The sequence below is a fragment of the Pseudomonas sp. MWU13-2517 genome (assembly GCF_023242545.1).
Classification (GTDB): domain Bacteria; phylum Pseudomonadota; class Gammaproteobacteria; order Pseudomonadales; family Pseudomonadaceae; genus Aquipseudomonas.
The window spans coordinates 42,117-62,521 of record NZ_JALMFA010000024.1 but is presented as its reverse complement, the minus strand read 5'-3'; the positions used below and the strand labels follow the sequence as shown (position 1 = coordinate 62,521).

General features: G+C 60.4%; 17 protein-coding genes. 8 read left to right on the top strand and 9 right to left on the bottom strand.

Annotation, left to right across the window (positions count from 1 at the left end; translation table 11 throughout):
• Positions 1–5: 5 nt before the first annotated feature.
• Genes M5B97_RS26800 through M5B97_RS26785 form a run of 4 tightly spaced genes read right to left on the bottom strand, consistent with a single transcriptional unit; the run spans position 6 to position 4,623 of the window.
• Positions 6–782, bottom strand: a complete 777-nt coding sequence (locus tag M5B97_RS26800) for a polysaccharide biosynthesis/export family protein (RefSeq protein ID WP_123715243.1) — start codon at positions 780–782, stop codon at positions 6–8.
• A gap of 28 nt (positions 783–810) precedes the next feature.
• Positions 811–1,722 carry a glycosyltransferase gene (locus M5B97_RS26795; RefSeq protein WP_123715244.1) on the bottom strand — a complete coding sequence of 304 codons (912 nt, stop codon included), beginning with the start codon at positions 1,720–1,722 and terminating at the stop codon, positions 811–813.
• A gap of 1 nt (position 1,723) precedes the next feature.
• Positions 1,724–3,184, bottom strand: a complete 1,461-nt coding sequence (locus tag M5B97_RS26790) for a mannose-1-phosphate guanylyltransferase/mannose-6-phosphate isomerase (RefSeq protein ID WP_248733170.1) — start codon at positions 3,182–3,184, stop codon at positions 1,724–1,726.
• The gene (locus M5B97_RS26785; protein ID WP_248733169.1) at positions 3,184–4,623 is read right to left on the bottom strand and encodes an undecaprenyl-phosphate glucose phosphotransferase; all 1,440 of its coding nucleotides are present in this window, start codon (positions 4,621–4,623) and stop codon (positions 3,184–3,186) included. The genes M5B97_RS26790 and M5B97_RS26785 overlap by 1 nt, the downstream gene beginning before the upstream one ends.
• Before the next feature lie 494 nt (positions 4,624–5,117).
• On the opposite strand from M5B97_RS26785, the gene M5B97_RS26780 reads away from it, so the two are divergent.
• Positions 5,118–5,747, top strand: a complete 630-nt coding sequence (locus M5B97_RS26780; protein WP_134660652.1) for a LysE family translocator — start codon at positions 5,118–5,120, stop codon at positions 5,745–5,747.
• Between the two features lie 9 nt (positions 5,748–5,756).
• Here the strand turns inward: M5B97_RS26780 and inhA are convergent, their stop codons facing one another.
• On the bottom strand, positions 5,757–6,437 hold the full coding sequence (inhA, locus tag M5B97_RS26775; protein WP_123715248.1) for an isonitrile hydratase: 681 nt from the start codon (positions 6,435–6,437) through the stop codon (positions 5,757–5,759).
• A gap of 91 nt (positions 6,438–6,528) precedes the next feature.
• On the opposite strand from inhA, the gene M5B97_RS26770 reads away from it, so the two are divergent.
• A complete protein-coding gene (locus tag M5B97_RS26770) occupies positions 6,529–7,497 on the top strand; it encodes a GlxA family transcriptional regulator (protein WP_248733168.1) in 969 nt (322 codons plus the stop codon).
• Here M5B97_RS26770 and M5B97_RS26765 read toward each other — a convergent pair.
• The 3 genes from M5B97_RS26765 to M5B97_RS26755 form a co-directional block, all read right to left on the bottom strand.
• Positions 7,467–8,393, bottom strand: coding sequence for an alpha/beta hydrolase (locus M5B97_RS26765; RefSeq protein ID WP_248733167.1), 927 nt, complete (start codon positions 8,391–8,393; stop codon positions 7,467–7,469). The two genes, M5B97_RS26770 and M5B97_RS26765, sit on opposite strands and share 31 nt — an antisense overlap.
• Positions 8,394–8,454: 61 nt before the next feature.
• Positions 8,455–10,281, bottom strand: a complete 1,827-nt coding sequence (locus M5B97_RS26760) for a glycoside hydrolase family 15 protein (protein WP_248733166.1) — start codon at positions 10,279–10,281, stop codon at positions 8,455–8,457.
• A complete protein-coding gene (locus M5B97_RS26755; RefSeq protein WP_248733165.1) occupies positions 10,274–11,074 on the bottom strand; it encodes a glucose 1-dehydrogenase in 801 nt (266 codons plus the stop codon). The genes M5B97_RS26760 and M5B97_RS26755 overlap by 8 nt, the downstream gene beginning before the upstream one ends.
• Before the next feature lie 145 nt (positions 11,075–11,219).
• On the opposite strand from M5B97_RS26755, the gene M5B97_RS26750 reads away from it, so the two are divergent.
• From M5B97_RS26750 to M5B97_RS26730, 5 genes are all read left to right on the top strand, one after another.
• Positions 11,220–11,720 (top strand): sigma-70 family RNA polymerase sigma factor, encoded by a 501-nt coding sequence (locus tag M5B97_RS26750; protein ID WP_123715252.1) that lies wholly within the window; start codon positions 11,220–11,222, stop codon positions 11,718–11,720.
• 26 nt (positions 11,721–11,746) lie between these two features.
• Positions 11,747–12,697, top strand: coding sequence for a FecR family protein (locus M5B97_RS26745; protein WP_248733164.1), 951 nt, complete (start codon positions 11,747–11,749; stop codon positions 12,695–12,697).
• A gap of 97 nt (positions 12,698–12,794) precedes the next feature.
• On the top strand, positions 12,795–15,200 hold the full coding sequence (locus M5B97_RS26740; RefSeq protein ID WP_248733163.1) for a TonB-dependent receptor: 2,406 nt from the start codon (positions 12,795–12,797) through the stop codon (positions 15,198–15,200).
• Between the two features lie 588 nt (positions 15,201–15,788).
• Positions 15,789–16,247 (top strand): hypothetical protein, encoded by a 459-nt coding sequence (locus M5B97_RS26735; protein ID WP_248733162.1) that lies wholly within the window; start codon positions 15,789–15,791, stop codon positions 16,245–16,247.
• Between the two features lie 613 nt (positions 16,248–16,860).
• On the top strand, positions 16,861–17,757 hold the full coding sequence (locus M5B97_RS26730) for a hypothetical protein (RefSeq protein WP_248733161.1): 897 nt from the start codon (positions 16,861–16,863) through the stop codon (positions 17,755–17,757).
• A 53-nt stretch (positions 17,758–17,810) separates the two neighbouring features.
• Here the strand turns inward: M5B97_RS26730 and M5B97_RS26725 are convergent, their stop codons facing one another.
• Positions 17,811–18,962: an MFS transporter gene (locus tag M5B97_RS26725; protein ID WP_248733160.1), complete on the bottom strand. Its 1,152-nt coding sequence runs from the start codon at positions 18,960–18,962 to the stop codon at positions 17,811–17,813.
• A gap of 351 nt (positions 18,963–19,313) precedes the next feature.
• Here M5B97_RS26725 and M5B97_RS26720 point away from each other — a divergent pair, with 351 nt between their 5' ends.
• Positions 19,314–20,300, top strand: a complete 987-nt coding sequence (locus M5B97_RS26720; RefSeq protein ID WP_248733159.1) for a diaminopimelate epimerase — start codon at positions 19,314–19,316, stop codon at positions 20,298–20,300.
• Positions 20,301–20,405: the final 105 nt, after the last annotated feature.

Below are 20,405 nucleotides of genomic sequence, written 5' to 3'. Positions count from 1 at the left end.
CTCCTTTAGTTGTTGCCGCCGCTGGTTCGGGTGTAGTTGTAGCCAACCCCGATAGACTTGGTGAACGGGATCAGTTGGTTCAAATAGGTATCCACCCCTTGGATGCGTTCGCCGACGTTGGATTTTGGTACGAACACCACATCCCCGCGCTGCAACCGCACTTGTTTGCGACCGTTAGGCCCGGTCTTGAGGTATTGGCTGAAGTCCAGGAAGTAGGCGTGGTAGGCGCCCTGGGCATCTTCGCGCAGCAGCGCGACCATGCTCGCATTGCCGGATGGGTTCACCCCGCCGGCGCCGACAATCGCCTGCTCCAGCGTGTTGGCTGTGCCGATCTGCACCGCCGTCGGGTTGTTCACTGCGCCGCCGACGATCACCGAGTTGGACGGTGCCTGGTTGATGTTCACCGTCACCCTTGGCTCGCGATACACCGGCGCCAGCTTGTTGCTCAGTTCCGTGGCCAGCTCCGATGGCTGACGCCCGGCGACCTGGATCGGCCCCAGGAACGGGTAGTTGATCTTGCCGTCGGCCTGCACCGTGTACAGCGTCAGCTCATAGATGGTGCTGACGTTGAACGCTGACAGCGTCGGCATTTCTCCGGCATCCCGCACGATGCGCAACTGGTCGCCGACGCGGATGCGTTCCACGGCAGGGGGCAGTTGGGCCAATTGGTCGAGGGCGCGCTTGCCTTCCTCAACCGTCTTGTCGTCCGGTGGGACAATGCGTGCGGGCGTATTGCAGGCGGCCAGGGCCATCATGGCCAGGACGAGCAAGGTTCGTTTCATCAAGGGGGACTTCCTGTGGGTCATGTGCTCACCTCCAATAACCGGGGAACATGCTGATGCGCCGCTTGAGGGCGATGGGTAGCCTGCGTTCCTGATGACCCAGTCGATAGCCGAGCAACTTGAACGCACTGCGCACCAGTACTTCGGGTACGCGATGCAATGCACCGGCTGCGCGCAATGCTGCGAGCTCAGCCAGTACATAGCGTTTACCTTCTCCGCCGGCATCGCCGAATGCCTGGCGGATCCACGGCTCGCGACCGTAGAACACGCCAATGTCGAAGTAGCGGTGGAACTCATCCATGAGGCGGTAATCGTGGGAGTGATACACCTGCGCAGTCGCGGCGTAGCGCACCTTGTAGCCGTCGAGCAGCATGCGCGCGGCCACGTAGGCGTCTTCGCTGCCGATCACATCGGCGGGGAAACCGCCGACGGCCTGCAAGGCGCTGCGTCGGTACACAGAAAACGAATCGGAGCTGAAGCAGGTCTTGATCCCCAGTTCCGGTGCATCGGCCAGGCTTTTGCTGCGGCTCTGGTCCGGGTAATTGAAATGCCGCGATTGCGCGCCCAACACCCCGGCGTCGGGATGCGGCAGTTGCCGGCCATAGGCAACGCCGTTAAGCGGGTCTTCCTGCAGTTCGTGCAACAGGTTGGCGAAGGTCTCGGGCGTCGCCGGAATCGCGTCCTGGGTCATCACGATCAACGCGTCACCGTCCACTTGTTCACTGGCCCAGCGCCGCGTGCCGCCATGATTGAAATCTCGCGCGTCGATGACCTCGACCCGCGCGCCGAATTCGCGAAACCTGGCCACGGTGTCGTCGCTGGAAGCGCTGTCGACCACCAGCATCTCGTCCGGTTGCACGGTCTGCATTTTCAGCGCCGGCAGCAGTCGTGCCAGGTGGCTGGATGCGTTGCGGGTCGGGATGATCAACGAGGTGCGCATATCACTTCTTCACTTCCGCTGGGGCACGCCCGTAGATGTCGTCGAAGCGCACGATGTCGTCTTCGCCCAGGTACTCGCCGCTCTGCACTTCGATCATCACCAGGTCGATGATGCCGGGGTTGGTCAGGCGGTGCTTGTGCCCGGCCGGGATGTAGGTGGACTCATTGGCGTTGATCAGGAATTCGCGGTCGCCATTGGTGATCTGTGCCGCGCCGCTGACCACCACCCAGTGTTCGCTGCGGTGGTGATGCATCTGCAACGACAACGACGCTTGCGGCTTGACCACGATGCGCTTGATCTTGAATCGGCTGCTTTCCTCCAGCACGGTGTAGGTGCCCCATGGCCGCGTGACCGTGCGGTGCAGGCTGAACGCGGGATGGTTCTGGCGCTTGAGTTCGGCAACGATGTAGCGCACATCCTGGCTGCGGTTGGCATCGGCGATCAGCAGGGCATCGGGGGTGTCGACGATGATCAGGTTTTTCACGCCCACGGCGCCGAGCACGCGTTTGGGCGAGTCGATGTAGCAGTTGTGCACGTCATGCAGGATCGCTTCGCCGTTGACCTGGTTGCCATGGGCGTCGCTGGGGGTGAGCTGGCGCAGGGCTTCCCAGGAACCGATGTCGCTCCAGCCGATGTCGCAGGGCACGACGGCCACTTGGTTGGACTTTTCCATCAAGGCCACATCAATGGAAATATCCGGCGCGCTGCCGAACGCCTCCGAGTCCAGTTCACGCTGGCGCGAGGTTTTGTTTTGCAGGTGCTGGCTGTGCTCCAGCGCCGCCCTCGCGGATGCCAGTACGTCTGGCGCATGGGTCGCCAGTTCATCCACCAGGGTGCTGGCCTTGAAGCAGAACATGCCGGCGTTCCACAGGTGCTTACCACCGTCGAGATAGGCTTGGGCGGTGGCCAGGTCGGGTTTTTCGACAAAGCGTTTGACCCGGTTGCCGGTGCTCAATGCTTCGCCTTTTTCGATGTAGCCGAAGCCGGTTTCCGGGTGATCGGGCTGAATGCCGAAGGTCACCAGGTAGCCGGCTTCGGCCAGGTCGCGGGCCTGGGTCACGGCTTGGGCGAACGCGACTTCATTCAAGATCAAATGATCGGCGGGCATCACCAGCAATTGGGCGTCGCCGCCGAAGTGTTCCTGCACATGCAGCGCGGCGACGGCGATGGCTGCCGCCGTATTGCGGCCGAACGGCTCCAGCAGCAGGTCCAGGGGCAGGTGGGCCTTGTTGACTCCGCGGTAGTCATCCAGGGTACGGAACAGCAAGTCGCGGTTGGTCACCGTGAGCACGCTTTCCACGCCGGGCAGTTTGGCGGCGCGCTGGAAGGTCTTTTGCAAAAGGCTCTGGCCGTCACGCATGCGCATGAAGGGCTTGGGCATATTCTGCCGAGACACCGGCCAGAGCCGTGTGCCTGAACCACCGGAAATAATGCAGGGAATTAATCCGTTGAGGGTGTTCATCAATACACTTCCTTGGTGGAAAGGACGGCCGGGATCGTCATGCAGACGATGTACAGGTCAAACCACACCGACCATTTGGAGATGTACTCCAGGTCGTATTCGACACGCTTCTGGATTTTGACCAGGGTATCGGTCTCACCCCGGTAGCCATTGATCTGCGCCCAGCCGGTGATGCCCGGCTTGACCCGATGCCGCGAACTGTATTCGCTCACCGCCACTTCAAACGGAATGCCCGCCGCTTTAGTCGCCGTGGCATGCGGGCGCGGACCGACCATGGACATATTGCCCAGCAGTACATTGAACAACTGCGGCAGTTCGTCGATGCTGGTTTTGCGAATGATGCGGCCGACCCGGGTGATACGCGGGTCTTCGCGGGTGGTCTGCTGCTCCGCCGTGAAGTCGCTCTGGTCGGTGAACATCGAGCGGAACTTGAACACGCGGATCTCATTGTCGTTGTAGCCATAGCGGTTCTGACGGAACAGCACCGGGCCCTTGGAATCGAGCTTGATCGCAATGGCTGTTACCAGCATCACCGGCGACAACGCCACCAGTGCCAGGCTGGCCAGCAGCAAATCTTCACAGCGTTTGATAAACGGCGACCACCCGCGCAACGGCAATTGCGAGGTGTTGAACATCAGGATGCCGCCTACGTCGGTGATGCGGCTGTGGCCGTAGCGCAGGGCGGCCATGTCCGGTACCAGCATCACGTTCACCGACATCTGCCGCAGGCGATTGACCAGCCCGTGAATACGTTGCTCGGCGGCCCAGGGCAGGCAGATCATCACTTGGTTGACCTGCTCGGCGCGGATCAGTTTTTCGAGGTCGCGGGTGTTGCCAAGCAGCGGCAGTCTGCTGAGTTCCTTGGGAATGCGCTCGGTGCGGTCGTCGATAAAACCGATCAGGCCCGAGCGGATATCGCCGTTGCGCTGCAGGTGGTCGGCAACATGCACGGCGGTGTCGGTGAAGCCCAGGATCACCGTGCGTTGCAGGTATTTACCCTTGCGCATCAGGTTGCGATACAGACGCAGCACCCCCAGGCGCTCCACACAGAACAAGCCCAGGCTGGCGACGTACCAGACCACCAGGTTGCGTGGGGTCAATTGTGGGAAGAACTGCAGGATCTGGTACATGAACAGCAAGATGCAGAACGCTGCGGACCACGCCACGATGTTGCTGCGCAGGCGCAGGCGATTACTGAAAAGCTCCTCGGAATAGATCCCCAGGGCTTGAAACAAAATAATGGTCAGGATCGCGAAAAACAGCAGCAGGCCGAGGAAGTGGGAACGCATTTCATGGGCCAGCGGGTCGATGAAAAGCACCAGGATCAGAGGCGGTAAGATCGCAGTGAGGCCGTGGATCAATTTGACGAAAACGACAAAAAACTCAACAAAGCCCGCACGGGTCAGAAACAGGCTATCGACCGACGACTTCTCGCGCATAAAAACATCCCTCATCGCACTCCAAGCTCGTTCGAGGGTTTGATCCGACAGGCAGTGGCTGCTTATCAGGGCAAGTCGAACGACGGCTACTTCTGGGTAAAACGCAACCATTCATTCACGTGGAACCATCCAAATGAAGGAGATCGGTGGGGGCAGTTGATGCAGGATGTTTTATTTTTTTGAATTAGTCAATAACTTGACTTTTTCAGTGTAGATACAAATTTCAACTTGTAAATAATTATTATGCGTCATTTTTTTGGCTTTCCTTGTCCTGGCACTTCATGGACGGGTTTGATTTTGAGTGTAGAAACAAATGTGGGAGTTTTCCTGTTCGAGTGAAAAACCTTTTTCAAGCAGAGGTAGGAAAAGGGGCAAGAGGTAGCAGGGCGCGTTGAACCCGCTGCCGGCATTGCTGAAATGTATCCAGCACAATTTTTTGTGGGCGCAAGACCCGCCGATTAATCTGAGGGCTTTCCTGGCTGGATGGCGTGAACATGATCGACGTGGCAACCCTGGCGGTTTTCTCAGGCGCTGTTTTGCTGTTGCTGTTGTCACCGGGGCCGAACATGGCGTTTGTTATCAGTCATGGTGTGAGTCATGGCTGGCGCGGTGGCGTGGCTTCGAGCCTGGGGATCTGCGTAGCGGATGTGCTGTTGACGGTATTGACCGCCACCGGCCTGACCGCGTTGGTGGCGAGCTGGCCGCCGTCGTTTGATTTGATTCGCTACGCCGGGGTGATCTATTTGTTGTGGCTGGCGTACAAGACGTTGCAAAAAAATGCCGGTCTGGACGTGGCCCAGGTTTGTCGTGTGCGTTTGGGGCAAGTGTTCCTGCAGGCCATGCTCAACAGTTTGCTCAATCCCAAGGCGCTGCTGTTTTTCATGGTGTTCCTGCCCCAGTTCGTCAGGCCCGAGGCAGGCTCCATCGCGATCCAATTGTTGGTGCTGGGAGGCGTCCTGACCCTGATCGCGGGCGTGTTTCATGTATTGCTGGGGATTTTTGGCGGTGCGCTCAGCCGATTTTTTGCCGGGACCAGCCAGAGCGCCAGGCTCCAGAAGTGGGGCCTGGCGACGGTACTGATGCTCTTGGCTGCGCGGTTGGCGGTGATGTCACGCCCAGCCTGAGCAGTTGCATCAGCTCAAACGCGCGGCTGCCCGGGCCACAATTTCACCACGCACCCGACGCGACTCCACCGTGCGTTTCTGCGCTTCTTCCAGCACATGCTGGGGCGCGGTGTCGGGGCTGCCGGAGTCGAACGGCGGCGCCGGTGCGTATTCAATCTGCAACTGGACCAACTGTGCGGCGGCTTCGCTGTACAACTCGGCGGCCAGGGTCAGGGCAAAGTCGATCCCGGCAGTGATGCCACCTCCGGTCAGCAAATTGCCGTCACGCACCACACGTGCCTGCACCGGGATTGCGCCGAGCGGCGCGAGTAAATCGTGATAAGCCCAGTGGGTGGTGGCTTTGCGTCCGCGCAGCAGACCCGCCGCGCCGAGCACCAGCGAGCCGGTGCACACCGACGTCACGTAGCGCGCCGTTTGCGCCTGCTCCTTGAGAAAGTCCAGGGTCTGCGGGTCTTCCATCAACGCGCCCACGCCTGCACCGCCGGGCACGCAAATCACATCCAGGCGCGGGCAATCGGCATAGGTCATGGTCGGCGTGAACACCAGGCCGGTGCTGGAAGTGACCGGCGCCAGGTCTTTCCATACCAGGTGCAGCTTCACATCCGGCAGTGAGCCCAGCACGTCATAGGGACCGGTCAGGTCCAGTTGCTGGATGCCGGGGAACAACAGAAAGCCGATCTGCAAAGTCATGGATGAAGCTCCAGAAGAAGGGGTGGACGGCTTCACTCTAGAGGCCTAGGCTCTGGCGTATACGCCATTAAAGCCACAGATCACGCCAATCATGCCTCGAATCATCCACGTGCTCGCTTTCGATAATGCACAAGTGCTCGACGTCACCGGGCCGTTGCAAGTGTTTGCCTCTACCAACGACCTTGCCCGTCAGCGCGGCTTGCCGCTGCCCTACGCGGTGTCGGTGATCGCTGCCCAGGCGGCGCCGGTCAAGACCTCCGCCGGCCTGGCATTGCTGGCCGAACCGCTGCCGCCCGCCGACAGGCCCGGCGACACCTTGGTGATTGCCGGTGGCTGGGGCGTTTATGGTGCTGCTGAAGACCCGGTTCTGGTCGACTGGGTACGCGAAAAAGCCCGGCACACCCGACGCATGGCCTCGGTATGTACCGGCGCCTTTCTGCTGGCCGCCAGCGGCTTGCTCGACGGCTGCCGCGTGGCCACGCATTGGACCCGCTGCGAAGAACTGGCACGCAAGTTTCCTGCGCTGACCGTGGAGGCCAATCCGATTTTCATCCAGCAGGGCTCCGTATGGACCTCCGCCGGTGTGACGGCCGGTATCGACTTGTGCCTGGCCCTGGTGGAGGAAGACCTGGGCCGCGCCGTTGCCCTGGAGGTTGCGCGGCACCTCGTGGTTTTCCTCAAGCGCCCAGGCGGGCAATCGCAGTTCAGCGTGGCGCTGTCGTTGCAAAAGGGCGATAGCCGTTTTGCCGAGTTGCACGCCTGGATCGCAGAAAACCTGAACCTGGACCTCAACCTTTCAACCCTGGCCGCCAAGGCGTGTATGAGCGAACGCAGTTTTGTCCGCCATTACCGCGCTGAAACCGGGCAAACCCCGGCGCGGGCGGTCGAATTGATCCGGGTGGAGGCCGCTCGCCGGCAATTGGCCGACAGTACGACGCCCATCAAACGCATTGCCGTGCAATGCGGGTTCGGCTGTGAAGAAACCCTGCGTCGCAGTTTTCTACGGGCGCTGTCGGTGACGCCGCAGGCTTACCGCGAGCGTTTTTCGCCGGTGTCGTAAGCGAGCAATTCCAGCAAGGCAGCCAGGGTCGCTTGCGGTGCTTCCTGTGGAATATTGTGGCCCACGCCGGGCAAGACTTCACGCCGGTAAAAAGCGCTGAAGTGCTCCACATCGTCATCTTCCACCGGAGCAGGCCCTACACCATCATCGGCACCGCACAGTGAAATACTGGGCACCGAGATCGACGGTTGCAGCGCGAGCGCCTGCTCGATGGATTCCAGCGCCGGGTCACCAGGTGCATACATGAAACGGTGGCGGTAGGAATGAATCACCACCTCGACAAAATCCGGGTTATCAAACGACGGCGCGGTCTTGTCGTAGAGGCTCGGCCCTTGAGTCCACGTCGGCGACCACAGCCGCCACAGCAGTTCGCACAGTGCGTGGCGATTGGCGGTCAAACCGTCCACGCCACGCTGGGTGTGAAAATAGAACTGGTACCACAACCGATGTTCGGTCTGCGGCGCACGCGGTGTGAGCGAACGGGCGATGTTCTGGATGTTGTAACCATCCCCCGTCACCAAACCGCGCACGCGTTCGGGCCACAGCGCCGCGACAATACACGCCGCGCGGCCGCCCCAGTCGTAGCCTGCCAATGTCGCTCGCGGGATAGACAACGCATCCATGAAATCCAGCAGATCCTTGGCCAACGCCGCCTGCTGCCCGGAGCGCATCACCTGATCGTGGATAAACCGCGTCGGACCATAACCACGCAGGTACGGCACCAGCACCCGGTAGCCGCGCTCGGCTAATGGCGGTGCAATTTCATCATAGCCGCGAGGGTCGTAGGGGAAGCCATGCAGCAGGATTACCGGCTCGCCATCTTCGTCGCCGTGGGCTTCATAGGCCACATCGAGCATGGGTGTGCGCACAGAAAGCAGCGGGGCGGTCGTAGTCATAGTGGGCTCCGATGAATGGGCTCTGATGGGGGCCTAGGGCCCTCAGACTCTAGACGAAACGTCAGGGCTGCCAGACGGTTTTCTCTCCGCTGAGCTTACGATCCAAAAACGTCGCCGCACTGATCAGCGCCAAATGGCTCAACGCCTGTGGGGTGTTACCCAAATGCCGGGCCTGGCTGTCAAACTCTTCGGCATACAAACCCAGCGGGTTGGCGTAGCGCAGCAATTGCTCGAACTCCAGATGGGCCTTGTCCACCTGCCCGGCACGGGCCAGGCATTCGACATACCAGAACGAGCACGCGGCAAACGCACCTTCGGTGCCTTGCAGGCCGTCAATCTGGCTGTCGTCGTTACGATAGCGGTACACCATGCCGTCGCGTACCAGGCTTTTCTGGATCGCTTCCAGGGTCGACAACCAGCGCGGGTCGGTGGCGGCAACGAAGCGCACCAAGGGCATCAACAGCATTGAGCCGTCCAGCGCCGTGCTGCCGATGTGCTGCACAAAATGCCCGCGCTCCTCGTTCCAGAAGTTACTCCAGATGTCGGCATAGATCGCCTGGCGGGTCTGGTCCCAGCGGGCGAACGGGGCGGGCAGCGAGCGTTTGGAGGCCAGGCGGATCGCGCGGTCCAAGGCCACCCAGCACATCAGCCGTGAATGCAGAAAGTGATGTTGCTCACCGCGCATTTCCCAGATACCGACGTCCTTCTGATTCCAGATTTCACACACCTGGTCGGCCACTTCCACCGTGTGTTTCCAACCTTCGTGGGAAATGGCCTCACCGTATTTGTTGACCAGGTACACCGCATCCATCAATTCGCCGTAGATATCCAGCTGGATCTGATCGAACGCTTCGTTGCCGACCCGTACCGGCTTGGCGCCGCCATGGCCATCCAGGTGATCCAGCTCGACCTCGGGCAACTCCTGGCGGCCGTCGATGCCATAGAGGATATTGATTTTGGTCGGTTGGCTGCAGCAGTCACTGACCCGGCCCTTGAGCCAGCGCATGTAGGCGTTGGCTTCCTCGACAAAGCCCAGGCGCATGAAGGCGTAGACAGTGAACGAGGCATCCCGGATCCAGGTGTAGCGGTAATCCCAGTTACGTTCGCCGCCCGGTGTTTCCGGCAGGCCAAAGGTGGCGGCGGCAATGATTGCGCCGTGCTTGCGTGAGGTCAGAAGCTTCAACGCCAAGGCCGAGCGGTTGACCATTTCGCGCCAGCGCCCCCGGTAATTGGACTGGGCAATCCAGCCGCGCCAGAACTTCAAGGTGCGCTCCAGGTACAGGTCGGTACAGGCATTGGTGACGCGCGGATCGTCTGCAGCGCCCAGTACGAATTCGGCGCCTTGTTCCTGGTTCAGGGTAAACCGGGCGACCGCCGAATGGTCATCGAGTGTCAACGGATGGCTGCCGACCAGACGCAGGCCAGGCTGGCCGTCGGCGGCAAACAGCACGCTGCCATCGTCGGCGCTGGCGTGTGTTGGCGTCCTGGCATAGTCATGGCGCACGGCGCAGCGCAGGTGGATCGTGGCCTTGCCGCTGACCACTCGCACTCGGCGAATCAGCAGCGGCAAGTCGTCGACGTCTTCACTGACGGCCAGCATATCGGTGATCTCCACCACGGCTTCGTCGCTGAGCCAGCGGGTCTGCAATACGTTGGTATCGGGCAGGTAGATTTGTTCGCGGCGGGCGTCGGGCAAGTCCGGGGTGAGCTGAAAAGCACCCGCCTCGGGCGTACCCAGCAGCGAGCAAAAGATCGACGGGCTGTCGAACTCCGGCCAGCAGAAAAAATCGATGCTGCCCTTGTCGTTGACCAGTGCGGCGCTGCGCATATCGCCAATGATGCCGTGGGCGTCGATGGCACTTTGAGGTTCGTTCTTGAAATCAACCATTGCCGCGAAACTCCGGATAAAGGCTCATGCCGCCATCAATGAACAGGGTGCTGCCGACCACATAGTCCGAAGCATCACTGGCCAGCCAGACCACCGCGTTGGCCACGTCCTCCACGTCGCCGACCCTCCCGTAGGGAATCAGCTTGAGCAGTTCTTTCTCAGCCGCGCCTTCGGTGGCCGCACGATTGATCGCCGTACGAATCGCTCCCGGTGCAATGCCGTTGATGCGGATGCGTTGCTCACTGACTTCCTGGGCGAGGGTGCGCATCAGCATCTCCACGCCGCCCTTGGACGCCGCGTAATTCACGTGGCCGGCCCAGGGGATCACCTGATGCACCGAACTCATGTGGATGATTTTGCCGGCGGCTCGCGAAACGCCGTCGCGCACGCCCTGTTGATTGAAAATACGCACGGCCGCACGGGCACACAGGAACTGGCCGGTGAGGTTGACGCCGATCACGGTATTCCAGTCCTCGAGGGTCATGTCCACCAGGTTGGCGTCTTTTTGCAGGCCGGAGTTAGCGACAAGGATGTCGAGGTGGCCGAAGGCGTCGAGCGTTTGGGCGAACAGGCGTTCGACATCGGCCTCTTTGGATACGTCGCCGCCGATAGCAATCGCTCGGCCGCCGTCGGCGTTGATCTGCGCCGCCAACGCTTCAGCGGGCGCGGCCTGGGAGTTGTAATTGAGCACTACGGCCGCACCGGCTTCGGCCAGGGCTTTGGCCGCACCGGCACCGATCCCGGAGCTGGCGCCGGTGACCAGGGCCACCTGTTGCTGCAAGGAAATCTGCATTGCCCACCCACCGTTCTAAGAGAGTCCTTTCTGAGGACAGGGGCTGCGGCCTACAAGTTCAGCTTTAACCTGAACGATGGCAGGCAATTGCCCTGCTTAATAGGAAGCATTATTATTCACGCCCCGCCTTCCCAGTGCTCACGCGATGATTCCCCAGCCGCCCCGCAGAACAGGCTTTTTCGAGCACTACGAAGAGTTGATCGGCACCTGGACACGTCGCCTGAGAAATCGTCAGCAGGCCGAAGACCTGGCTCACGACACCTTTGTTCGGGTGCTTGAGTCGAGTTCCACAGAGGTTGAGCAGCCGCGTGCCTATCTGCATCAAACGGCGCGCAACATCGCAGTGGACGCCTATCGCCGCGAGGACCGTCGCGAGGCTTTGGCTCTGGATGCCGTTGATCAGCGCTCGTCCCACAATGGAGACCCGGAGCATTACGTGCACGCGATCCAGTTGGCGGACTCCGTCGAGCGGGCCTTGGCCGAGTTGCCGCTCAACTGCCGCAGGATTTTCATCTGGCAGAAAATCGAGGGCCTGACTCAGCAGGAAATCGCGGACCGCCTGGGGTTGTCTAAAAACATGGTGGAAAAGTATATGATCCGCACCCTGCGGCATCTGCGTGACCGCCTGGATGCGATGGCCCCATGACCCGTTTTGAAACAGGATCTTCCACGATGGATAGCCGTGCTCGCGACGAAGCCGCGCAATGGTTCGTACGCCTGCAAGACGCCGAGCTGAGCGACGAAGAGCGCCAATGTTTCGATGCGTGGCGTGCGCAGCGGCCCGAGCACCAATACGAATTCGATGTGCTGCAAGGGGTGTGGAACGCTACGGACTTGTTGCCCAAGGCGCGCTTGCAGGCGCTATGCGAGACCCCGGTGAAGCGGCCCAAGCATCGCGCCGTCTTGCGTTACGCGGCGGCCGCGAGTGTGGTGGCGGTCGCCTTGGGATTGGGCCTGTTCAGCGGACTTGATCATCCAAAGCCTTACAGCGCCGAGTTCAGCACACACGTGGGCGAGCACCGGCAGGTGGCCTTGCCCGACGGTTCAATGATGGACCTGAACAGCCGCAGCGTGGTTGCGGTGCATTATGAAAAAGGCCGGCGCGCTGTGGAACTCAAGCAGGGCGAAGCGATGTTCAGCGTTGAACATGACACCAGCCGCCCGTTTGTGGTGGCGGCCGGGGCAGGGCAGGTGAGCGTCACCGGCACACGTTTCGATGTACGCCGTGATGACGACCAGACCCGCGTCGTAGTCGAGGCCGGTACGGTCAAGGTACAAGGGCGCGCTTCGGATCAGATCGTGACGCTGACGGCGGGCCGCGGCACCCATGTCGATGCCTTGGGGCAAGTCTCCACTGCCTATGCGGTGAACCCCGATGAACTGACGGCCTGGCGCAGTGGGAAGCTGGTGTTCAACAACGCCCCACTGAGTGATGTAGCGCGGGAGGTATCGCGTTACCGCGAGCGGCCCTTGCGGGTTGGCACAGCAGCAGTTGGCAACCTGCGCTTGAGCAGCGTGTTCAAATCCAGCGACACCGACGCCCTGCTCAAAGCCCTGCCGCATATCTTGCCGGTGGCGGTGCGCGTTCTGCCGGATGGTAGTCAGGAAATTATTTCGCGCTGACATTCAGGTTTTTTTCGAGTTCTTCGTCTTCTTCTGCAACTGCAACTGGTTTGCATTAACGGATGCGCACTCTTGCGATCACAGGACTAGGTTCGACGTGAAAAAACTTGCCGTGAACAAAAATAAAATTTCCTGCTGGGCACCTCTCGCCTTGGCGCTTGCGGTCAGCGCCGCGCTGCCTGCAGCCTACGCCGCCGACGGTATCCACATCCGCGCCCAGCCTCTGGGCGCGGCGCTGAGCCAATTGGGCCGGCAGACTTCCCTGCAAGTGTTCTTCAGCCCCGACATGGTCGCGGGTAAACAAGCACCTGCCATTGACGGCAACCTTTCGCCGGAACAAGCCCTGCGCCAATTGCTGCAGGGCAGCGGCCTGGATTACCAGATCGACGCCGGTTCCGTGACCTTGCACCCAGTGAGCAGCGGCACCGGTGAAGCCGGTTCCCCGGTTGAACTGGGTGTTACCGATATCAAGGTAGTCGGCGACTGGCTGGGTGATGCCAATGCTGAAGTGGTGCAGAACCACCCGGGCGCACGCACGGTCGTGCGTCGCGAAGCCATGGTGGAGCAGGGCGCCATGAACGTTGGTGACGTGCTGCGTCGCATCCCTGGCGTACAGGTGCAGGAAGCCAATGGTACCGGCGGCAGTGATATTTCCCTCAACGTTGGTGTGCGCGGTCTGACTTCGCGCCTGTCGCCACGCTCCACCGTACTGATCGACGGCGTTCCGGCAGCGTTTGCCCCATACGGGCAGCCGCAGTTATCGATGGCGCCGATTTCCTCGGGCAACCTAGACAGCATCGACGTTGTGCGCGGCGCCGGCTCCGTGCGGTATGGGCCGCAAAACGTTGGCGGCGTGATCAACTTCGTAACCCGCGCCATTCCCGAGAAGTTCTCCGGTGACGTCGGTACCACCCTGGAAACCTCGGCCCATGGCGGCTGGAAACACATCGAAAATGCTTTCGTCGGCGGCACGGCAGACAACGGCATCGGCGCGGCATTGCTGTACTCAGGCGTCAAGGGCGACGGCTATCGCAACAGTAATAACTCCAACGATATCGATGATGTGATCTTCAAGACCCACTGGGCGCCGACCGATCAAGACGACTTCTCGCTGAGTTTCCATTACTACGACGCCAGCGCCGATATGCCCGGTGGCTTGACCCAGAAGCAGTTCGATGCCAACCCGTATCAATCGGTACGTGACTGGGACAATTTCAGCGGGCGGCGCAAGGATGTGTCCTTCAAATACATCCGTCAGATCGACGACCGTACCCAGGCGGAAGTGTTGACCTACTACTCGGACAGTTTCCGTGGCAGCAACATCGCCAACCGCGACCTGAAGACCCTCGGCTCCTATCCGCGTACCTACTACACCTTCGGCATCGAACCACGGGTGTCCCATGTCTTCGACGTAGGCCCGAGCACCCAGGAAGTCAGCCTGGGTTACCGTTACCTCAAGGAAGGCATGCACGAGCAGGCGACCAGTCTCAACCTGGTCAACAATGTGCCGACGCCAGGCGGCCAAAGTGACGGACATGTCTATCAGGACCGCACCGGCGGCACCGAGGCCAATGCGTTTTATATCGATAACAAAATCGATATCGGCAAGTGGACCATCACCCCGGGCATTCGCTTCGAAGACATCCGCACCGAATGGCACGACCGCCCGGTTGTCGCCCTTAACGGCAAGCGTACCGAGGAAAAACGCCGCGAGATCCACAACAACGAGCCGTTGCCGGCCCTGAGCGTGATGTACCACGTCTCCGATGCCTGGAAACTGTTCGCCAACTACGAAACCTCATTCGGCAGCCTGCAGTACTTTCAACTGGGCCAGGGGGGGACCGGCAACCAGACCGCCAACGGCCTGAACCCGGAAAAAGCCAAGACCTACGAGGTCGGCACGCGCTACAACGACAGCGTGTGGGGTGGCGAAGTGACGCTGTTCTACATCGACTTTTCGGATGAGTTGCAATACGTCAGCAACGACGTGGGCTGGACCAACCTCGGCGCCACCAAGCACACCGGTATCGAGGCGTCGGCCCACTACGACCTGTCCAACCTGGATGCGCGCCTGGACGGCCTGACCGCCAACGCCGGCTTCACTTTCACCAAGGCTACCTCCGAAGGTGACGTGCCCTTCAAAGGCCGTGATCTGCCGCTGTACTCCCGTGAAGTGGCAACCCTGGGCCTGCGTTACGACATCAACCACTGGACTCACAACCTGGATATCTACGCCCAGTCCGGCCAACGCGCACCCGGTACTGGCACCACATACATCACCCAGGGCACAGCCGATGGCCAGTACGGTGATATCCCGGGTTATGTCTCGGTCAACGTGCGCAGCGGGTATGACTTCGGTGAGCAATTGTCCAACCTGAAGTTGGGTGTCGGCGTGAAAAACATCTTCGACCAGCAACACTACACGCGCTCCAGCGACAATAATGCCGGGTTGTACCTGGGCGAGCCTCGTACCTTCTTCGTGCAGGCCAGCGTCGGGTTCTAGACCTGAATTGAGCGAAAAATCGCCGCCTCCCCTGCACAGGGGCGGCGGCGATTTTCGTTGTGCGCCTTTTCTACCGAGAGGTTCTTCCTACCGCCGAGTGGAATTCTTCAACGCGGTGAGGAACCGATATCCGCACTGCTGCCACACAAGATGGCCTGCTTGCGATTGACGATTGCGGTGAGGCAAGACGCTCAATACACAGCACTGGAGAACCTTATGTCGATCCCCGCATTCAATCAGACAGTCGTTCGCTCACCCGGGCAGGTTGACCACGAACGTGCCGGCCCCGGCACCCAGCGACCCGGCACGTCATCCAGTCCCCGACACCCGGAGGGCATGAACTACGCGCCAATGGGGGGGCATTGCGGGCCTGTATTTGATCCACCTGCGCAAAAACCTTTCCCGGGCCATTGTCATTCTTCACGCCCACCTCAGCGCCCGCTGCCTGTGGGCGCACGACCGAACCCAGGCCCTGTGCCGCGTCCCAATCCGGCTCAGCCCTCGGCCCTGGCCCAACAACTGCTGGATAATTACCACGCGTTCAAGATGCCGCCTTTGCAGCGCGTAACGGCCGACGGTGTGCGCGCAATGGCCAATCAAGCGTTGACCGGTGATTCGGTCAAAGACGCGAATATTCGCCTGGCGCGAGACTTGCTGCAGCATCCTGGCCTGTTGGCGGCCCTCGATCGAAATGGCAAGACCGGCATCGAGGACGGTCATTTAACCAAAGCCGACATCAAGAGCTTTATCCGCTCCGACAATCCCCTGAAGCTTCACAGCGATAAGCAACTTGCCCAGGAGCTGCTCGATCAATTCGGTAAGTTGGCGACCGGCTATTTTCCCCGTTCGATCAAGCTCGGCAAGCTGGACCAGTTGGCGATGCAACAGCCGACGGGCAATGCTTCCCAGGACGCACTCATCCATTTGGCAAAAGAACTCATGGCGCGTCCGGAACTCAAGGCGGCGATGGATAGCCTTTTCCAGTCGAAGCGTGATGACATGATCTCCCGTCGCGAGTTGCAAACGTTGCTGAAGGTGCTGGGCTAGATCTGTGCGGAACGCATCGTTCAAATACGCAGAAATCTTTCACTAGGATCACCATGCAGAGGACATCCACCGGTGGTTGGTTACCCGTGGATGTCCTCATCTATTGAGTCAGGCCGTGGCACATGAACTCGACATCACTTGAACCTCGCCATTCGCGTTACAGCGCTTCGACACTGCCGGCAACAGCCGATGAGGCCGCCGCTCAACAGAGCGTGAAAGCACGGGCTCTCAATCTCAATTCCTCGCCCAAGAACAGCTTCAAAGCGCCTACCGCCGAGGACTTCGACAGAGGCGCCCGAGCGTCTGGGGATGAGCCGGCGCCCCGTTCTGCACCGTCAGCCTTCGCAACGCTCTGGAGCAAATTGTTCTGCCGGGAGCGCTAGCTGTTTTCGATGTGAAGACGCCCTCGGGGGCCGACACGCGGACGGATTGAGTGGTTACAAATGCTCAAGTTTTACTGGGGATATTCCGGGCCATGAGCGGTTGTTTTGCGGAACCATTATTTTCGCGTAACCACACAAACCATGCGTATGCAGCGCCGGCGCTCAAGGTGTTTGAGGCGGTCGGGCAATCGGGCTCAGGTTACGGAATCTAAATAAGGTGGGTATGAAGCATGACTGACGGGATCAATAATCCAGGCCGCAGGCTGCCTTTTGCATGGGGCGCGCCTACGACGGGCGTGGATGCCCAGTCGCTCGGAACATCTTCTGCGCCAGGCCTGTCTTCCAATCATTTTTTCAGAAACACCAGGGGCGGTGCGGGTCCGCATGGTGACGGCCAAAATACCTTCGGGCGAATGACCACTGCCGTAAACCCCTATGTCAACTCGGCCGATCATCTGTTGGCAACTGCCCTGAAAAACGAATTTTCCATGTTGGGCGCGTTCAAGAAGGATGGAAAACTGACCCAGCGTTCATTGCAGCAGATCGCCAGCGAAGAACCGAACCAGAGCGATATAGCCGAACGCACGATCCTGTTGGCCCGAGAGATACTCAACCGTCCCAGACTGAATGAGGCGATCATCGCCAATGGTGGTTTTATCACCCTCGACAGCCTTTCCAGGGCTGCTGATTCAATGGTCGGCAATACCCACCCGAACACGCAGAGCGTGGATCCCTATCATTCGAAAACCGACGCAGAGGTGGTCAAGGCATTCAGGGGAATGTTCGACGAGCTACGCGATACATCGGAAGACTACAGTTTCTTTTTTGAAAAACACCGATATGTGAAGACCGACAAGCTGCTCGAGATGAGCAAGGACCCTGACGAAACCGACAAAACAGGTGAGGTTGTACGGGACGCGGCCACTGGATTCCCCAGGAAAAAATACAGCGAACAGCAGGTGTATCTGGCCAGGAATCTGGTTGAGCGGCCTGGCTTGCTGGCGTCACTGGAGAGTAGCAAAGCCAATGGAACCAGCCTTTTTGGCAGCCACAACAGTGAGGGATGGCTGAAGAACTACAGCATTGATCGATGGCTGGAAAATGACCGGAAGGAAAAGGGCAACTGAAGGGCGTGCATGAGCGCATTCAACGGCCCAAGCCGCCCCCGCCTGCTGTCGCGTTAAACCCGCAGTATCTTGCCGCTGGCCGCCACTGCTGCCAGCAACCCGCCGATCAACAGAAAGGCAGTCGCCAGGCTGCTGCCGTGGGCGATGAACCCGATCACGGCAGGCCCCGCCAATATACCCGCGTATCCCAGCGTGGTAATTGCAGGCACGGCAATGTGCTCCGGCATGACGTTTTGCTTGCCGACGGCGGTATACAGCACCGGAACGATATTCGAGCAGCCGGCGCCAACGAGCGCATAACCCAACAGGGCCATTTCCCATGCCGGAGACAGCGTCGCGAGGAACACGCCGGCGGCCGCCAGCGAGCCGCCGATCACGATCACCCGGGTAGCTCCCAGGCGACGCACGATCGCGTCACCGGTCAAGCGTCCGGCAGTCATCGTCAGGGCAAATGCCGCATAGCCAAGACCCGCGTAGGCTTCGTCCAGGCCGCGCTCCGCACTGAGAAACACTGCGCTCCAGTCGAGCACGGCGCCTTCGGCGAGAAAAACGACAAAACACAAACAGCCGATAAACAGCACCACCCCGTGGGGAACGGCAAACGCCGGCCCGGAGCTTTCACTGCCATAGGGCAACAAATGCGGTCCGGCCTTGAGCAAGGCCAGTACCATGATGACGATCACTACCAGGGTTGCCTGCAGCGGCGAAAAACCCAGCCCCAGCAGCCCGGAGACACCGGCGGCACCGACAATACCGCCCAGGCTGAACAAACCATGGAAGCCCGACATCATGGTTTTACCGCTGGCGCGTTCAACGATGACCGCTTGAAGGTTGACGGTTGAGTCCACTGTGCCCAAGCCTGCGCCAAACAGGAACAGCCCGGCCATCAGCAACGGAATCGAACTGACGGTGGCCAGCATCGGCAAGGCCAGGCAGATCATGAGCGTGCCAGTGCCGAGTACGCGACGACAGCCAAAGCGTGACGCCAGTACGCCCGCCACCGGCATGGCGAGAATCGAGCCTACCCCCAGGCACAACAGCAACAGGCCAAGCGTACCTTCATTGAGTTGCGCACGCTCCTTGGCGTACGGCACCAGTGGCGCCCAGGCGGCGATGCCGAAGCCGGCAATGAAAAAAGCGATACGGGTCGACATTTGCTCCAGCCGCCCGGGAACCACGGGCGCAGGGGTGGGGATGGCAGTCATGAAAAATCCTTGGTTTTGCGTTCAACGAACGATGTCCGGCGTGACATCCTTGCACATCAGGCCCTGTCGAGCGAGCCGGGTTCCCTCAGGATTACCTACGGGGGGCGAATTCTATTTTTACAAACATGGAACGCCCAAGGCGACGACGACCACACAAGGACTATCCCGGGCGTAGGAGGTGGCCTGGAAGGTGCGTAATCCCTGTGAGGACTGATGAACCCCAGGCTTCTTGCAGCGGGTTACCACCTTCCAGACCACTTTCCACACCCGGAGTATTCTGTAATACGCTGCTGCCCAATCAGTAGGTAATCGTATGGACGAACCGATGAAAATTTCCAGGCAGCTCGCCTCATGACCCAGTTCTACGACGCGCGCGGCAATATCTATGGGGTGGTCCGCCCGGCTGAGTTGCGCAGCCATGGTATCGACCTGCCACTCAGCGCCGATCAGGCGGTGAGCACGCGGCTGGCCTGGACCGCGTTGGCCATTGCATCTGAATGTGGCTGGGGGACGATGCCGCGCCCGGCGGCTGCCAAAGCGCACCGCTGCGATGGTTTGCTGGTCGGACCGTTTCAAGCGGCTCCACCGTTTGATCTGCTGATCGTCAACACTGATGGCACACTGGCCGAACGCAGTGGCAACGGGTTGACCATCTTTGCCCAGGCGCTGACCGATCAGGGCCTGATGGCCCAGGCGTGTGATCTGCGGGTGCATCACGATAAGTCGGATGCAGCCTCCCCGGTGGTCACTCATGTCGAACCGGCGATCTACGAACGGGGCGAGGGCTTCTGGCTGGCCTTGGGGCAGCCGGCGTTCGGGCCTTCAGCAGTCGGCGCCAAAGAGGTTGAAGCCGTCTCGGTGGGGCATCGTGAGTTCAGCCACGTAGCCGCCCTGGCCACCATCGACCCGCAATGGGCCTGCAGCCAGTTCGTGCGAGTGGGCAACCCCCATTGCGTGACGTTGGTGGAGCAGGTCTCGGCCTTGCCGGAAAACCCGGCGATGGGCGCCCCCGTATTATTTGAACGCCTGCGGGCAATTGCCTTCGCGCCTCCTGGGGGCAGCGGCCAACCCTGCGCGGCCGGTGTCAACTTGCAATGGGCTGCGCGAGCCCCAGGCAATCGGGTGATCGCGCGGGTGTTCGAGCGGGGCGAGGGGCCGACGGCGTCTTCGGGCACCAGCGCCGGTGCCGTGGCTTGTGCGGCGTGGCGCGCGGGCTGGATTGATGCCGGCGAGGTGGCCGTGGTGATGCCGGGCGGCACGGTGCCTGTCCGTTTGCACGCAGAGGCGGAAACACTGTTGAGCGTCAGTCTGTTCGGGGCTGCCCACCGGCAGCCGTAAGCAGAGAACCCTAGCTGGTAACTTGGGAAGTTGTCAGCTGTTTCCTAAGCGTTTAGTTGCATTGGAAAGTTCAGGTGTAAGAGTTTTCTGTTTTTGGATAATGTG

What these genes read in the sequence shown, in the direction of transcription:
- M5B97_RS26800 (WP_123715243.1), bottom strand. Translation starts at nt 782, where the DNA reads ATGAAACGAACCTTGCTCGTCCTGGCCATGATGGCCCTGGCCGCCTGC.
- M5B97_RS26795 (WP_123715244.1), bottom strand. Translation starts at nt 1,722, where the DNA reads ATGCGCACCTCGTTGATCATCCCGACCCGCAACGCATCCAGCCACCTG.
- M5B97_RS26790 (WP_248733170.1), bottom strand. Translation starts at nt 3,184, where the DNA reads ATGAACACCCTCAACGGATTAATTCCCTGCATTATTTCCGGTGGTTCA.
- M5B97_RS26785 (WP_248733169.1), bottom strand. Translation starts at nt 4,623, where the DNA reads ATGCGCGAGAAGTCGTCGGTCGATAGCCTGTTTCTGACCCGTGCGGGC.
- M5B97_RS26780 (WP_134660652.1), top strand. Translation starts at nt 5,118, where the DNA reads ATGATCGACGTGGCAACCCTGGCGGTTTTCTCAGGCGCTGTTTTGCTG.
- inhA (WP_123715248.1), bottom strand. Translation starts at nt 6,437, where the DNA reads ATGACTTTGCAGATCGGCTTTCTGTTGTTCCCCGGCATCCAGCAACTG.
- M5B97_RS26770 (WP_248733168.1), top strand. Translation starts at nt 6,529, where the DNA reads ATGCCTCGAATCATCCACGTGCTCGCTTTCGATAATGCACAAGTGCTC.
- M5B97_RS26765 (WP_248733167.1), bottom strand. Translation starts at nt 8,393, where the DNA reads ATGACTACGACCGCCCCGCTGCTTTCTGTGCGCACACCCATGCTCGAT.
- M5B97_RS26760 (WP_248733166.1), bottom strand. Translation starts at nt 10,281, where the DNA reads ATGGTTGATTTCAAGAACGAACCTCAAAGTGCCATCGACGCCCACGGC.
- M5B97_RS26755 (WP_248733165.1), bottom strand. Translation starts at nt 11,074, where the DNA reads ATGCAGATTTCCTTGCAGCAACAGGTGGCCCTGGTCACCGGCGCCAGC.
- M5B97_RS26750 (WP_123715252.1), top strand. Translation starts at nt 11,220, where the DNA reads ATGATTCCCCAGCCGCCCCGCAGAACAGGCTTTTTCGAGCACTACGAA.
- M5B97_RS26745 (WP_248733164.1), top strand. Translation starts at nt 11,747, where the DNA reads ATGGATAGCCGTGCTCGCGACGAAGCCGCGCAATGGTTCGTACGCCTG.
- M5B97_RS26735 (WP_248733162.1), top strand. Translation starts at nt 15,789, where the DNA reads ATGGCCAATCAAGCGTTGACCGGTGATTCGGTCAAAGACGCGAATATT.
- M5B97_RS26730 (WP_248733161.1), top strand. Translation starts at nt 16,861, where the DNA reads ATGACTGACGGGATCAATAATCCAGGCCGCAGGCTGCCTTTTGCATGG.
- M5B97_RS26725 (WP_248733160.1), bottom strand. Translation starts at nt 18,962, where the DNA reads ATGACTGCCATCCCCACCCCTGCGCCCGTGGTTCCCGGGCGGCTGGAG.
- M5B97_RS26720 (WP_248733159.1), top strand. Translation starts at nt 19,314, where the DNA reads ATGACCCAGTTCTACGACGCGCGCGGCAATATCTATGGGGTGGTCCGC.